Raw genomic sequence first — 15,257 nt, forward strand, 5'->3', positions numbered from 1 at the left:
ACTATTCCCCGCAAAGCGCAGCAGCCGTCATTTCACCCGGAAGCTCTTCTTCTGTGAATCCGAACTTCTGCAGAATTTCCAGCAGCTCGCCCGATTCCTTCATTTTTTGCAGCTCCGCATTATAAGCCTCCTGGAACTCGGTATCCGCTTGGCGGAACGCCGTAGCTCCATAACCCCGAACGCTTTCTCCATCGATGACCGGCTGCTCGAAATCAGTTACACGTTCGATGTTGTCATCACTAGCCGAATCCAGCATCGCCTGCAGAGAGGGTCCCGTCATGGTAATCGCCTGTACCCGGTCTGCCTGAAGGGCGCTAATAGCCGAGGCCTGGTCGGGGACCTGTATGATCCGGTCTGAAGGAATACCGGACTTCTCCATATAGCCGATTTCAACCGCGCCTGTCATGACGGCGACCTTAGCCTGGTCATGATTAGCAATATCCTCATAACTTCCGAGTTCCATCGGATTCCCTTGCTTCACCGCAATGGCTTCCCCGATGCTGTACTCCGGATTGGCAAACAATACGGCGGAGCAGCGGTCCGGATTAATGAACATGCCTGCGGTGATTAGATCAAACCGCTCGGCCTGCAGTCCGGCAACCAGTGAACCGAATTCCGTCAGCTCTCCCCTCATTTCCTTGATGCCAAGCCGCTCCAGAATAACCCGAGCAATCTCAACGGCTTCTCCCGTCAGCTCCCCGTTGGCCTCTTTATAGGCATAAGGCTTCTCATTCGCAAAACCTACGGTGATATACCCTTGCTCCATGGCGCGATCCAGTGTACTCCCTTTGTCACCGCAAGCCGCAAGCAATACCACCATAGTCACTGATAACATCAGCACAAGCACTCTCTTCAAAACCTTCCACAACCTTTCGTTATGACTTTGCAATCCTTACAAAATGGCATGTTGAAATTACCCTTGTTAACGCATATGTTAACTTGGATATAAGGACATTCAGACACCTTGCACGGGTCGGGGCTTCAGGGAAGATGATTCATCCATCTCCTTGCACGCTTAAACCCAATGCCATCCGACTGATTCAATTGGTTAAACATTTGCAGGCCTTGCCCCTCCTCTTTAGCAGAATACAAAAAGACCACCAAACAGGGGATTTAGACATAGCTCCGCCAGCAGGGGGTCAAAAAATAGAGAAAAGGCCCCTAAGAGAATCAAGGGCCTTTGTTATGAACATCCATTATGTATGCAAGACCCATCCACTGCTGACGAGGTTAGCTGACGGACTCGGGTAAGATGGTACCCTACACTCATGATTCCAAGTGACTCGCCCCTGGTGAAACTGGTTCCCCCGCTTTCCGGAAAATGTATGCCGGAAACTAAGCGTGTGTCCATGATAAAGGGAAGTTTAGGAAAAGTCAAACCCCTTAAACCGCTTTTTCTGGAAATTCACACGCAGAAATGCCATTCTTCCGGGGTGTATGACAAGCTAGAAAAATGCCTCATTCAAGCTTGTCCACCTACAACATAGGAATTTTATCCCAGACCAATTTTTCGCTATATAGCAGGCGTTTGCCATGCCTCCCTTACTCGTTCATGTGATGGATAGTTTATGCCATGAATTAGACCAAAACAGTGGAAAGCTTCTACAACTCCATCTGAACCAAAAAAAATTTTTGATTATCCATTAAAAACCCATTATGACTCATTTACTTCTAGTTACGGGAGCGCTGGTGCCAGCATCATATATTAACCGCCGATAAGTGTCGGGATTTTTGGTCCATGGATTATACGGCTGTATATCCGCCATCCACCAGTAAGCTTGTGCCTGTAATGAAGGACGCATCTTCACTGGCAAGGAACAACACGGCTTTGGCTACTTCTTCCGGCTGTCCCAAGCGGCCCATCGGATGAAGGCCGACCAGGTGCTCGGTGATCGCTTCCGTTCTTCCCTTAATAAGCGGAGTATCGATGTATCCCGGGCATACGGCATTGACCCGGATCCCTTTTGGAGCATAATCCGCGCCCATCGACTGGGTTAACAGCTTAACGCCTCCCTTAGCGGAAGCATAAGCGGTAACACCCGCTTTTCCGACATGGCTATGGATCGAGCCGCAGTTTACGATCGCCCCTCCGGTTCCTTGGGATAACATCTGTTGGATTACATATTTATCACACAGGAACACCCCTGTAAGATTAATATCAATCGTCTTTTGCCAGTTGTCCATCGACAACTGATCAGCAGGGGCATCATGAGCAATGCCTGCATTGGCGAACAATACATCGACACGGCCAAAATGCTCAACCGTCTGCTTCACCATATTTGCAACTTCCTGTTCTTGGGTCACATCCGTCTTAACGAACAGCGTTTCAAAGCCTGCGCCTCTTAATTCATCCGAAACAGCCTGTCCCCGGTCCGAATAATCTGCAATAACAACCTTGGCTCCCTCTTCTACAAAAAGCCTTACTGCTGCTTCGCCGATCCCGCTGGCGCCTCCCGTCACAATGACAACCTTGGATTCAAATTTCATTTGTCGACCACTCCTATATTGTGAATTCATCATATCGATTCCATATTCATGTAGAGTTAACATATTCCAGGCATGATATTCCACAAGCCCCTGTTTCTTTCATGAACAACATCCTATCGAATAACGGCATATGGACGCTCACAACTTAATATTCGCCGCATCCTAACCTTATCCAGCCTGTCCATTGTTATACAGGCCGCTCGATTGTAAACATCTCTCCCAGTGAAGCATAGATATTACCAGCCATACGGCTCACAGGCTTCAACTTGGCAGCGTCAATCCGGCCTTGCTCGTAAAGTTCCTCCGCAACATGGAAGCGGACTACGCGGGCAATCAGCAGATCGGCACCAGGCAGCTGATCCGCTGCATTCAAAGTGACGACCTGCTCCAGCACGCATTCCATGCGAATCTTGCTCTCCAGAACGCCGGGAACTTTAACGACCTCGCTAACGACCGGGGTTAAATGCGCTCTGTCAAGTTCACTCTCATGCGGGGGCAGGTTCGCCGCCGTTTCGTTCACGGCTTCAACATTGTCTTCGTCCACGATGTGGATGACAAGCTCACCGCTTTGCATGGCATTTCTCGCTGTATCCTTAGCCGTACCGTTCTTCCGCTGAACGGAAACGGACAGCAGGGGCGGATTGCTGGACAGAATGGAGAAATAACTGAATGGTGCCGCATTCAGCACACCGTCCTCCGATAATGTCGTAACAAAAGCGATCGGTCGCGGAACAACGCTCCCGATGAGCAGCTTGTAAGTGTCCCGTTCGCTTTGGGTATTCGGGTCAATGGATATCACTTTAGTTACCCCTCTCTTGTGTTTTGACTTGAATAGGCTCCAGACCTTCCTCAATACGGGCTCGCTCCGGTTCAAACCAGGCAGGTAGTTTCAATTGTTCCCCCAGTGAGTCCAGATCTTCATCCACCGTAAATCCGGGTAGATCGGTTGCGATCTCAAACAAGATCCCCCCTCGTTCCCTGAAATATAACGATTTGAAATAGTTGCGGTTCTTAATATCCGTTGGCAAAAAGCCATGCTGTTTCACCCACTCTTGCCATGTAACATGCTCAACATCATCTTGAGCCCGCCATGCGATATGATGGGTCGTTCCGGCCCCCCCGGCGCCCCACGGGATATCCCGCATCGGTAAATCAATCACGTTGCCGAAGGGCCCTGCTGACTGAAACCGCGCATAGTTAACGTCCTCTCCCATGAAGGTCAGTCCCATTACCTGCTCCAGCGCTATCTTCGTTTCCTTCCACTTGCTGCTGAACAGGACCGCACCACCAAACCCCTTAATCGCTGTGTCCGGCGTTACATCGTCTACAGACCAACTGCTCTTCGGTCCGTCTTCCCGCTCGACCAGCTCCAGAGAAAGTCCATCGCGATCGGAGAACTGAAGATAGTGTTCGTTAAACCGAAAGGCTTTCATGACAGGAACGCCGAAGCTCCGTAAACGCTGTTCCCAATAAGGCAGGGCACCCGCAGGGACAACAAATGTTGTATACCCAACCTGCCCTCCTCCACGTCTCCCTCTTCGCGAAGCAGGAGACGGAAAGAAGGTGATAATAGTCCCCGGGTGTCCCTCTTCATCCCCGAAATACAAATGGTACACCTCAGGCGCATCGAAATTCACCGTCTTCTTCACCAATCTGAGCCCCAGCACACCCGTATAAAAATCAACATTCTTCTGCGGGTCCTGTGCATAAGCGGTAATATGATGAATGCCTGCTGTTTGTAATGCCATATTCATCGCCTCCTCATTGTTTCCGTGTCCAACCCGATGTTTCCATACATGATTTCTGGTTCATATAATTAAAATATACAATCTTTAAATTTAATATCTTTAATTTAAGATTATATATTTTTCATATCATTGTCAAGCGCGCCTTCAAACCTCGGGCATATAAAAAGCCGCCAAGAACGCTTCCACGCTCTTAGGCGGCTTCAGTATGCAGCTACGACCGCATGCCTATCACCCATCTATGCTTTTTGCCACTTTTCCTTAAAGAATAGCTGATAAACTCTCGTTACGATAATCTTAATGATCATGTAAATCGGTACCACCAGCAGAACCCCTATAATTCCGCCGAGATCCTGTCCCACCAAAACCAGGATAATGATCGTAATGGGATGGATAGCCAGCTGTTTGCCAAAGATATATGGTCCAATCAGGTTATCCTGAATCTGCTGAGCTGCCAGAATGACAACAAGCGACCAGATCGCCGTTCCAGGGGATTGAATGAAGCCGATGATCACGATCGGGATCGAGGATAGAATAGCTCCGATAAATGGTATGAAATTCGCGATAACCGCCACGGTCGTCAGCAGTAATGCATAAGGAAGACCAATAATCAGGAAGCCGATGTACATCAAAACACCCAGCGCCAGATTGACGAGCACTCGTCCAACGATGAACCCTTTGAGGGCATTGTTGATTTCATCCAGTACCGAAGCTCCCACTTCCTTGAAGCGGTTAGGCAAAAAGCTGACAATCATCTCTCCGAACTTCCCGCCTTCCTTCAGCATGTAATACAGCAGGATCGGGAACGTAAATAAAACGATGGCAAAGTTCGACACGAACGAGAAGAGGTTCATAATATAATTCGTCAGGAACGTGAAGCCTTGATTCAAATAATCGGTTAATTGGGTAAGTGGATTAGAATTCTCCGGAAATATCTCCTTAAAGAGCCCGTTATTTTCCCACTCCTGCAGCTGTTCACCTAAGGCAGCAAATAATGCGGGCGCATTCTCCACAAGAGCAATGATCTGATCCCGCAGAGATGGCCATACCCCAATAATAAAACCTGTAAGTATGCCTGCAAACACGACATATAGGAGCAGGATGGCCAGTGAGCGATTTAGCTTGCGCTTTTCGAGAAGATCAACCAGCGGCCTGAGCAGGTAATAGAAGAATCCTGACAGCATCAGCGGCACGAGGATGATCGAGAAGAACGAAAGTACCGGTCTGAATATAAAATCCACCAGCGATCCCAAATAAATAATAATGAGGACCAGAATCACGGCGAGACATAATTTGAAAAACTTGTTCATTTTCAGCAAAAAGCATGCCCCTTCTCCTATTTTTTTCACCATCGTATCATGACAATGTGTGCATATACAAATCGCTTGCGTCTACACTGGTATAGGATGTCGGATTGTAGCGCCATCGCTTATATAACCATTCCGTTCACTTCATCCTGCCGATATATACTTCTCCTAACGCCTCACGTATAATATGAAGGATTGCAAGGGCAAGGATATAGTTTAGGAGGATATTATGAACATGCATGTTACATCCATCACTCTTGGTCTGATCATCGTACTGAATATCGTGTTCTCCATGTTCGTGGTTTTTAGGGAACGGCGGGATGCCGGCTCCACCTGGGCATGGCTGCTGGTGCTGTCTTTTATCCCGATTTTGGGCTTTGCGCTCTACCTGTTGTTCGCCCAAAATTTAAGAAGAATCCGTCTCTTTCATTGGGGTGATCTGCAGAAAACAGGCATTGAGAAGGTATTGCTGTCTCAAATGGAAGGGATGACTAACGGGGAATACCCGTTCAGCAATCAAGCCGCGGCGGATAGCAGCGATTTAATCCATATGCATATCAATGAGAATCAGGCGATCCTTACGGACGACAACATCGTTGAAATTTTCACGGATGGACGCAAGAAATTTGAACGGTTGTTTCAGGATATTGAGGAAGCCAAAGTCTATATACATATTCAATACTACATCATCCGTCGGGACGAGCTGGGCAAGAAGCTGATGTCCCTGTTGACCAAAAAAGCAAAGGAAGGCGTGAAAGTCCGGGTTCTGTACGACGAGCTGGGCTCGCGTCAATTAACCAAGGGCTTCTTCAAAGCATTTCGCGAAGCCGGCGGAGAAGCCGAGGCCTTCTTCCCGTCCAAGCTGCGCTTCATTAATCTGCGCTTGAATTACCGGAATCACCGAAAGCTCGCTATCATTGATGGCGACATCGGATATGTGGGCGGTTTTAACGTTGGGGATGAGTACCTGGGTCTCAACTCCAGGTTCGGCTATTGGCGAGACACTCATCTGCGCATTCAAGGTGAAGCTGTTTATGCGATGCAGGTTCGCTTCATTCTCGACTGGAATCAGGCTTCGCACCATCACGATATTTCTTATGAATCGAATCTGTTTCCCAAGATCGATTCGCCTGGCAATGTCGGGATTCAGATTGTGACCAGCGGTCCGGATTCCAGATATGAACACATCAAGAACGGTTATATCAAAATGATTTCGTCCGCCAAGAAATCGATTCATATTCAGACGCCGTATTTTATCCCCGATGCCAGCCTCCTGGATGCGCTCCGCATTGCGGCGCTGTCCGGCGTTGAGGTTAACCTGATGATTCCCGATAAACCGGACCATCCCTTTGTCTATTGGGCGACCTTATCCTATATCGGGGAAATGCTAAGAACCGGGGCTAACGTGTATCTCTACAATAATGGCTTCATTCATGCCAAGACCATCATCATTGACGAGAAGATTTCTTCGGTCGGCACGGCGAATATCGATGTTCGAAGCTTCAAGCTGAATTTTGAAGTGAATGCGTTCCTGTACGATGAGGATTTATCAAAACAATTGACTCACATCTTTCATCAGGATCTGCAGGTATCCAGCCAGCTTACGATGAAGCAGTATCTGGAGCGATCAAGGTGGATCAAGTTTAAGGAATCCATCTCACGCTTGCTGTCGCCTATTCTGTAAAACAAGCCCTTAGCGCTGCCGCAACATTTAGCAATCCAGAAGAAATGCGGGAGACTCAGACCGTTTATACTAAAGCCAAGGAAAACGAATCCATCATTTTAAAAGTGGGAAGGATGTTGTACGTGGCTAAACTGACACCGTATATTTTCTCTGAGGATGCAAAAGCGCAGGCTGAGTTTTATACCCAAGCATTAGGCGGGGAGATCTTGTCCGTGCAAACCCATGGCGAGATTCCTGGAACCAAGGAAGAGCTTAAAGACAAGGTCATGCATCTTAGTCTGGTAGCAGGAGGAATTCCAATCTTTATGTCGGACTCCATATTCCAAACCCTGGAGCGAGGGAACGGAATTCATCTGAGCCTGTCGTTTGAAAGTGATGCTGAAGCACATGAAGCTTTTGACCGCTTGGCAGAGGGCGGTAAGGTGCTTGATCCGCTGAAGACTCAATTCTGGGGAGCGCTGTTCGGGTTGCTGGAAGACAAGTTCGGCGTATTGTGGCAGGTAACGACTGAAGTCCAAGTCAATTAATAGTAGAAGGCCCTTCAAGTTTCACTTGGAGGGCTTTTTTTTTGCGTGATTTATTTGGAGCTCCAACGTTCCACGACTTCCGCTGCGGCCAATCGGCTTGTGTCCAAAAAGACCTCAGTCCTTATTCTCCAATTGATCACTCACCTCGTATAGATGCAGCGATAATTCATCACCTTCGGCATGACCTAAAATAGCGCCGTAACGACTGCGCAAATTCATCCAGCACTCGTGAATCACTTTCTCCAAAGCCTTCCCTTTATCGGTTGTATAGATCAATGACATCCTTCCTTCCACCCGATTATAAACCAGCCCTTTAACGGCCAGCTTCTCAACCAGTCGGGTTACGGTAGAAGGCTGAAGATGAAGAATTTCGCCTAATTCCTTCTGCGAGATCCCTTCCTTCTCATATACAGCCATAAGCAAATAAGCATAGGTGGGCGACAATCCGCTTGCGGCAAACTCATCTTCGGCCATCTTGGTGATAACCCTGCTAAGACGATTGGTAGTGAAGTAAAGACATTCCTTGATATACGTATTTAACATAACGGCTACCTCTTTCGCTGAGTTCATCCTGTTGAATCACCTTTTATTGTTTGCACATACAAATATAATGGATTTCCAAATAAAAGTAAAGCGGCAGATTCCCCCCATAACCCTGGGAGACCTCTGCCGTCATTTTATTAGGTGTATGCTTCTTCATGTTGTGATCCTGCAACTGCTTGCTTTAATGCTTCTATTCGACGTGGCTCTGATCCATGTACATGACTTCCCACAGATGACCATCCGGATCCTGGAAGCTCCAGCCATACATAAAGCCATGATCTACCGGATCATTGGAAGGCGACCCTCCTGCGGAAAGCGCAGCATTGACGATTTCGTCCACCTGCTCCCGGCTTTCGGCGGATAGTGCCAAAATCACTTCCGTTGTGTTCGCGGCATTCGACAGATCTTTCTTGGTGAACGTCTTGAAATAATCCTCGGTGAGCAGCATGGCAAAGATGTTATCGCCTATGACCAGGCAAGCCGCGTTTTTGTCCGTAAATTGTGCATTAAATTCAAAACCGATTTTTGAGAAAAAGTCCTTCGTTTTCTCCAAGTTCTTAACAGGTAGGTTCACAAAAATATTGTCGCTTTTCAAAGCCATTCCGAATCACCTCTTCGATTTGATAGATTCATCTTAGCATGAGCTGCAGCACGACATTTCTCTTCATTTGCTATGTTCAATCCAAACTACGGGAATCCAGCTGGCGAAGCATATTCAGAATCCAGTTGCTTAACAAAACACAGCAGCCATTCAGCCGACTATAGCTAATAATTCCTTATCGAAAAAAAAGGATGCCTCCAGGCCGTGTTAAAACTCGCCTGGGAGACATCCCACTTTATTACGAATCCATGTTAGTTAGATAAACCCACTGCACGCAGCAATCTCATGACGGTTACCACCGTCTGAGCTTTGGTTACATGAGATTGTGGATCCAGCTTGGAGGCGGATACGCCTTGCATAATCTTCTGCTCCACGACGAAAGCGACAGACGACTTCGCATAAGACGAAACCTTGGCGTGGTCTTTAAATTTGTTTAACAATCCTTGGTTAGCTTCGTTCTTCTTGCCGGCATAATTCAGCACATTACTCAGCATGACGGCCAATTCCTCACGCGTAATTAAGCTGTTTGGATCAAAAATATCGCCTGAGCGTCCCTTCACTAACCCTGCCGCTTTCGCTGCTGCAATCTCTCTAGCATGCAGGGATTTCGAATCTACATCCTTGAAGTTGGAATTACTGTCGTCAGGCAGAATACCGAGCGCTTTCACTACAATGGATATAATCTCGGCACGGGTAATTTGTTTATTACCGCCGAAAGATCCGTTACTTTCTCCAGTAACGATCAGCTTGGCAGCAGCCTGAGCAATGTCTTCCCGTGCCCAAGAAGGGATCGCGTCACTAAACCGGATATCTTGCTGAACCAGAGCATAAATACCGCTGCCAGTTTTCTTGATTTCAACAGTTACCGTGCCATCCGCGTTAACTTTAAACAAGGTTGGAACGGATCGAAGCTCATGGGTACCTGGTGTATAAACCACTCCGGTAGCACGTTTTACATTTATCTTTATCGCATCGACGTTCATAAATTCGCTGACATGGGTTTTGCCGAAATGCTTCAGTTCAGTCGTTGTCTTATCCGCGTTTATTTGCTCAAGCTTGAACGATAGCGGATTGGCTAGTACCTCTCCTCCCTTAAGCAGTGTCTCCATGCTTGCTGCATCGGCAGCCCCCGGAGAAACAATCGAGACTTTCACAGGACCGGAAACCGTAATCAGCGAAGCCGGAATCCGATATTCTGTCCCGTTCACGATAATGGAGAGACTGGCCTTGGCTCCTTTTTTCGCAACGGCTGCGATGATTTCTTGCGGAATCTCAACCTCAGCCTGCTTCGCACCCGCACCCGCATGGATCTGGAAGTTGGAGGAATCCGAAAGGTTAATGCTGTTAACAGCTGTAGCCGTTGGTATGGTCACCACAGCTTTATCGCCATGAAGCGTGACGTTTGCCTCTAGCTGATCTTTGGCTTTAGGCGGTTGTGGCGTCGAAGGCGTTGGTGAACCAGAGCCTCCCGATCCTCCTGATCCGCCGGAACCGTCAGATCCACCGGAACCGCTGCTTGAAGTCGTTACGCTAAGCAGATTCGAAGCGCTGGAGACGCGGTTAATCTCATCTCCCGTTCGATCTACCGCAAGCACATGAATCTTGTAGTTCGTCAGAGAGCTAAGGCCATTCACGGTATAACTATTCTCTGTAACCAAGCCGGACAAAGCATGATTCACATATACTTCATATCCCGTTGCACCTGCCACAGCATCCCATTTCACCTGAATAGAGCTTGACCCGACACTTACCTTTGAGAGATTCGCCGGAGTTGGAAGTGCTGAAGCATTAACTTTGCCGTTGATCGGCAGGTCGTGAATGAGTTGAGTCGTCAGCGTTTTGTTGCGGTCACCGCTGATATCCCAGCTCATGACGCCTGCAATATCCAACGATTTGACGATGGAAGCCGTATATTTCATGGTGTTTTTATCGTTGTAGGTGATGAACACTTTATTTTGATCATTGTACAGGTAAGGCACCTTGGCGGATTCGTTCCAATATCTCTTATAGCCGTTCTTGTCGATGTACTTATTCTCGAGATCGCTAAAGTCGAAAATGCCCTGTTCCCACGATTTCAAAACAGTCCCGCCCTTATTGCAAGTCTGATACTGACCAAGCTGACCACAGCCATCCCAGCCCTTACCGTAGTAAGGAACGCCTACAATCAACTTATGTGTCGGCACTCCTCCGTTCAAATGACCTAACAAACCGCCAAGCACATGATTTCTTGGAGCGGAGGACCTCAAGAGAGCTTTATCATAAAATAATGGTGAATTATGATGACCGAACGGGTCATCTTTGCCACTGTAGTCATAAGTCATAATATTAATGAAATCCAGATACTGGACGGAATTCGCAAAGTCTGCGTTAACGGTAAAGTTATCTCCCTGACCGGAAGCAATCGTCAGCAGATAATATGTTCCATCCTCAGACCCTGCAGCATCCAATGCCTCGCGTACGGTTTTCATTAATAATGCGAAGTTTTCTTTGTCCTCCGGTGCTCTGGAGTTTTCCTCCGCCCCGCCTTCGACCGGGTACTCCCAATCGATATCCAAGCCATCAAACTTGTACTCCCGGAGGAATTTCACAGCAGAATTAGCAAAAGTACGGCGTGTTTCTTCCGTCATGGCTATATTGGAGAAATTTTTAGACCAGGTCCAGCCACCTACTGAGACTATAAGTTTCAAATGAGGGTTCGTTGCCTTGATGGATTCAAAAGCTGCGAAATTCTGAAAATCAAATGTCGGATCTCCAATCACAATTTCTCCGTCATGGACGTATCGATCCTGTGCAGGAATATTAGGATCTTCGCAGGCTCTCGGCCCGCTTCCGTATTTTTTCCAACAAATATCGGCGAAGGCATAATTAATGTGAGTGATCTGTGATACATCCAAGTCACCAGGATGAAAATTACGCTCTTCGCTACTAGCTGACCAAGAAGTGTAGTACGTAATATTGTTATAATTGCTGCCAGGAACTACCGACACTGCTTCGCTTTCAGGCGAAGTCCATAGGCCGTTATGGCCCACTACCTTATACGAATAGGTCTTTCCTTCTTCCAGTCCAGCAGCTACATACCGACTCCCGCTACTCGAACCAACCTTTACTCCATCCTGATAAATATCATAGCTTGTGACCCCAGGCACCGGTGCCCAGCCCAGTGAAACCGTAGATCGTGTAGCCGTCACTACCTGTAACCCTTGAGGTTGAGCCAGTTCCCCCCACTTAAGGGTAACGGCATTACTATTGGCGGATGCTTCCAAAGCTCCATTTACGCTTCTCTGCGCGCCTACTTTAAAAATATAAGTCTCTCCTGCTTCCAAAGGTCCATAAGTAGCCGTGGTAACGGAGTTTTCCCAAGTGCCGCCTTTCCATGCTCCATTAATATAAATGTCATAAGCTTCGGCTCCAGGACTCGAACCCCAACTCAGCGTAACCGTATCTTCCGTTACATCGTCAATTTTAAGTTGGCTTGGAGGAGTCAACGGTGCATCTTTATATTCAGCTTCGTCTTTGGTTGTGGTGAATTCCAATACATTGCTTTTGTGTTCTTTTTTCACGTCGCCGTCCCACGTAATATAGATTTTGTAGGTCGTTTCAGGTGTCAATCCGGTCACGGCACGGGTCCAATAATTGCCCCATGCCAGCCACTTGCCTGAATCCGCGTCCCACACCTGTATATTGTTTTCACCTTCGACGGGTTTGAAATCCCATTGAAATATCGCCATATTATGAGAGACACTTTCAATACGAAGATTCTGCGGTGCCAGCGGATCCTGGGCTTCATTGGTCTGGGCTTTATACGTTGAGTTCGTTACTGTCGCGGGCTCTAGGCCGGAGTTAACTGTGGAAATGTCAGTAGAAATGTCTGTAGGAGGAGCACTTTCTGCTGCATAGGATGCAGGCGCATTAAAGAGTGGCGTAAAAATAAGAATAAGGGCCAAAAAGCATATCACCCATTTCGGGTGCTTTTTCGTTATAAATGATGTCACCGTTTTCACCTCTGTTGATAAATTTCGATTGCAAATGATACAGCATTTCAATGAATGTCTGTCCCTCGGTGTCATCGAGTGTTTCTTTGATGACTTGCCTATTTTCGCATATCGCTCAAATCCAACTTGTATTGAAAGCGGTTACTGATTTTCCCAGCTCAACTATGTAGAGTTCAGTCCCCCCTCTCTCTACTCATGATTGAATCACTGTCCGTACACTCTACTACAGCCTCCTTTCTTGAATTCAAAGGTGTTCAATAAATATTCATATATTTGTATCATGGAACCTACACCATCGATTGAGAAGGGATACATTTCCATAAACGTGGGGTAAATTCTTGTAATTTTATATTCTGTTAATAAATTCAACATGAATCCAATCTACCCGTCCTGCAACACCCATAATGCCTTCAAATAAATATTTCTATTACGTTGGAATTAATAAATTCTGATATACTATTGTTAATTGAGGTACTGTGTTGTACGATGTATGTGCGGAAGGCAGGTGTGAAAGACAGAACGAATATGACGTATATATGGAAAACAACCAGTTAACAAGGGTATTTCGAGAAAAACAATTCATTTAGGGGGTTAACATATATGTGAAAAAAGAGGAATTTACTGCTTGTTAGGACAGAATCGAACCATACAATATTAATAGAGAAGAGGAATGCCTTATGAAAATACGTAATCAAATTACATTTGCAAGTCTGGCCCTTTTAATAACTGGAAGTGCCCTGCTATACACATCGCCAACCTCAATTGTAAAAGCAAAGCCCACTCAAAATGTATCTAGTTCACAAACAAGCACTCAACGAGATCATAACTCCGTCAAGCAAGCCATGCGGGATACACTGCAACTTGGATTCCCGGGGATACTTGCTAAAACTTTTGAGGGTGGAAAAACGTGGGGTTATGCGGCTGGGGTAGCGAATCTGAGCACCAAGAAACCAATGGAAACAGATTTTCGCTTTCGCATTGGCAGCGTGACGAAGACGTTCACTGCAACGGTTGTACTTCAATTAGCTGGAGAGAACCGCTTGAATCTAGACGACTCCATTGAAAAATGGCTGCCTGGTGTCATTCAAGGAAACGGATATAATGGTAAACAGATTACCATCCGGCAGATATTGAACCATACAAGTGGTATCGCTGAATACTCAAGGTCAAAAGACGTTGATTTTATGGATACAAAAAAATCGTATTCGGCTGAAGAGATAGTGAAGATGGGCATTTCTCTGCCCCCAGACTTTGCCCCAGGTAAGGGCTGGTCTTATTCAAACACAGGATACGTATTACTGGGTATTCTTATTGAAAAAGTAACTGGAAACAGCTACGCGGAAGAGATTGAAAATCGGATTATTGAACCGCTTGAATTGTCGGATACATTCCTACCTGGCAATTCAAGCGTTATTCCAGGCACCAAGCATGCTCGGGGATATTCCCAACCAGACGAAACAAGTGAGATAAAAGACGTTACTTACTATAACCCAAGTGCAGGAAGCTCGGCTGGAGATATGATTTCTACTGCTGATGACTTAAATAAATTCTTCTCTTCCTTGCTCGGTGGCAAATTACTGAAGGAACAGCAACTAAAACAAATGCTTACTACAGTTCCCACAGGAAGAGCAGGAATCGATGGATATGGTCTTGGAATCTTTGAAACTAAGCTTCCAAACGGTGCCTCGATATGGGGACACACAGGTGGCATTTTAGGGTTTTCTACTATTGTTGGAGGTACACTTGGAGGCAAGCATACGTTGGTCGTCAGTTTGAACAGCTTGGGTAGAGATAACAGTCCTAATCCTTTTAAAAATATTTTACTTGCTGAATTTAACAAGTAGGCAAAAAGGAAAAACGTTATTCTTTCTGTAGAACCATGGGAAAGGATGGCGCATGAGATTTGGCTGCTTCATGTATTTGGATCAGTCAACATGTAGCAGCGGTTCCCTCTATTACGTTGAATAAAAAAATCCTGAAGTACTATTGATATTTGATGTACTGTGTTGTACGATGTATCCGCAGGAGGTACAATATCATGAATGTCGAAGATTGGAAATCACAAATCAAGAGAGGAACACTCGAATTTTGTATTCTATTGCTAATAAAGCAGCGACCCTATTATGGGTATGAAATCATAAGTAAGTTAGAACAGCATCCTATTGTTGCTGCAAAAGAAAATACAATTTATCCTCTGCTTAGAAGATTATTGAAAGAAGAATATGTATCTTCATCTTGGCAAGAAAGTACAGAGGGTTTGCCACCGAGAAAATATTATTCCATTACAGAAAAAGGGAACGAATACTTAAACGCTATGTCCTTAGAATGGGATAATTTATTAATTGCTATAGCAGAAATTAAAGGAGTGTGA

The 15,257-nt window shown here is 46.3% G+C and carries 12 protein-coding genes and 1 riboswitch; of the genes, 4 read left to right on the forward strand and 8 right to left on the reverse strand.

Annotated elements, in window-relative coordinates; genetic code table 11:
- Position 1: 1 nt before the first annotated feature.
- The 5 genes from ehuB to NYE54_RS30155 form a co-directional block, all read right to left on the reverse strand.
- The gene (gene ehuB / locus NYE54_RS30135; RefSeq protein ID WP_339273699.1) at positions 2-835 is read right to left on the reverse strand and encodes an ectoine/hydroxyectoine ABC transporter substrate-binding protein EhuB; all 834 of its coding nucleotides are present in this window, start codon (positions 833-835) and stop codon (positions 2-4) included.
- Positions 836-1,206: 371 nt separating this feature from the next.
- Positions 1,207-1,352: riboswitch (cyclic di-AMP (ydaO/yuaA leader) on the reverse strand.
- Between the two features lie 391 nt (positions 1,353-1,743).
- A complete protein-coding gene (locus NYE54_RS30140) occupies positions 1,744-2,487 on the reverse strand; it encodes an SDR family NAD(P)-dependent oxidoreductase (RefSeq protein WP_076325305.1) in 744 nt (247 codons plus the stop codon).
- 187 nt (positions 2,488-2,674) lie between these two features.
- A complete protein-coding gene (locus NYE54_RS30145; protein WP_339268254.1) occupies positions 2,675-3,286 on the reverse strand; it encodes a flavin reductase family protein in 612 nt (203 codons plus the stop codon).
- 1 nt (position 3,287) lies between these two features.
- Positions 3,288-4,235, reverse strand: coding sequence for a ring-cleaving dioxygenase (locus tag NYE54_RS30150; RefSeq protein ID WP_339268256.1), 948 nt, complete (start codon positions 4,233-4,235; stop codon positions 3,288-3,290).
- A gap of 236 nt (positions 4,236-4,471) precedes the next feature.
- Positions 4,472-5,551, reverse strand: a complete 1,080-nt coding sequence (locus tag NYE54_RS30155; protein ID WP_339268258.1) for an AI-2E family transporter — start codon at positions 5,549-5,551, stop codon at positions 4,472-4,474.
- Between the two features lie 223 nt (positions 5,552-5,774).
- On the opposite strand from NYE54_RS30155, the gene cls reads away from it, so the two are divergent.
- Together cls and NYE54_RS30165 are read left to right on the forward strand one after the other, a co-directional pair.
- Positions 5,775-7,223 carry a cardiolipin synthase gene (gene cls, locus NYE54_RS30160; protein ID WP_339273701.1) on the forward strand — a complete coding sequence of 483 codons (1,449 nt, stop codon included), beginning with the start codon at positions 5,775-5,777 and terminating at the stop codon, positions 7,221-7,223.
- A 122-nt stretch (positions 7,224-7,345) separates the two neighbouring features.
- Entirely contained in the window at positions 7,346-7,750 is a 405-nt protein-coding gene (locus NYE54_RS30165) for a VOC family protein (RefSeq protein WP_076325301.1), read from the forward strand.
- Between the two features lie 114 nt (positions 7,751-7,864).
- On the opposite strand, the gene NYE54_RS30170 is transcribed toward NYE54_RS30165, so the two are convergent.
- The 3 genes from NYE54_RS30170 to NYE54_RS30180 form a co-directional block, all read right to left on the reverse strand.
- The gene (locus NYE54_RS30170; protein WP_339273703.1) at positions 7,865-8,293 is read right to left on the reverse strand and encodes a MarR family transcriptional regulator; all 429 of its coding nucleotides are present in this window, start codon (positions 8,291-8,293) and stop codon (positions 7,865-7,867) included.
- Positions 8,294-8,483: 190 nt separating this feature from the next.
- Positions 8,484-8,894, reverse strand: a complete 411-nt coding sequence (locus NYE54_RS30175; RefSeq protein WP_339268260.1) for a VOC family protein — start codon at positions 8,892-8,894, stop codon at positions 8,484-8,486.
- A gap of 251 nt (positions 8,895-9,145) precedes the next feature.
- On the reverse strand, positions 9,146-12,838 hold the full coding sequence (locus NYE54_RS30180) for a glycosyl hydrolase family 18 protein (protein ID WP_339268262.1): 3,693 nt from the start codon (positions 12,836-12,838) through the stop codon (positions 9,146-9,148).
- A 725-nt stretch (positions 12,839-13,563) separates the two neighbouring features.
- On the opposite strand from NYE54_RS30180, the gene NYE54_RS30185 reads away from it, so the two are divergent.
- Positions 13,564-14,730 carry a serine hydrolase domain-containing protein gene (locus NYE54_RS30185; RefSeq protein ID WP_339268264.1) on the forward strand — a complete coding sequence of 389 codons (1,167 nt, stop codon included), beginning with the start codon at positions 13,564-13,566 and terminating at the stop codon, positions 14,728-14,730.
- Positions 14,731-14,924: 194 nt separating this feature from the next.
- Complete coding sequence (locus NYE54_RS30190) at positions 14,925-15,257, forward strand: PadR family transcriptional regulator (RefSeq protein WP_076325297.1); 333 nt, start codon at positions 14,925-14,927, stop codon at positions 15,255-15,257.

Origin of the sequence: Paenibacillus sp. FSL K6-1330 (assembly GCF_037976825.1) — a bacterium.
Taxonomy (GTDB): domain Bacteria; phylum Bacillota; class Bacilli; order Paenibacillales; family Paenibacillaceae; genus Paenibacillus_AQ.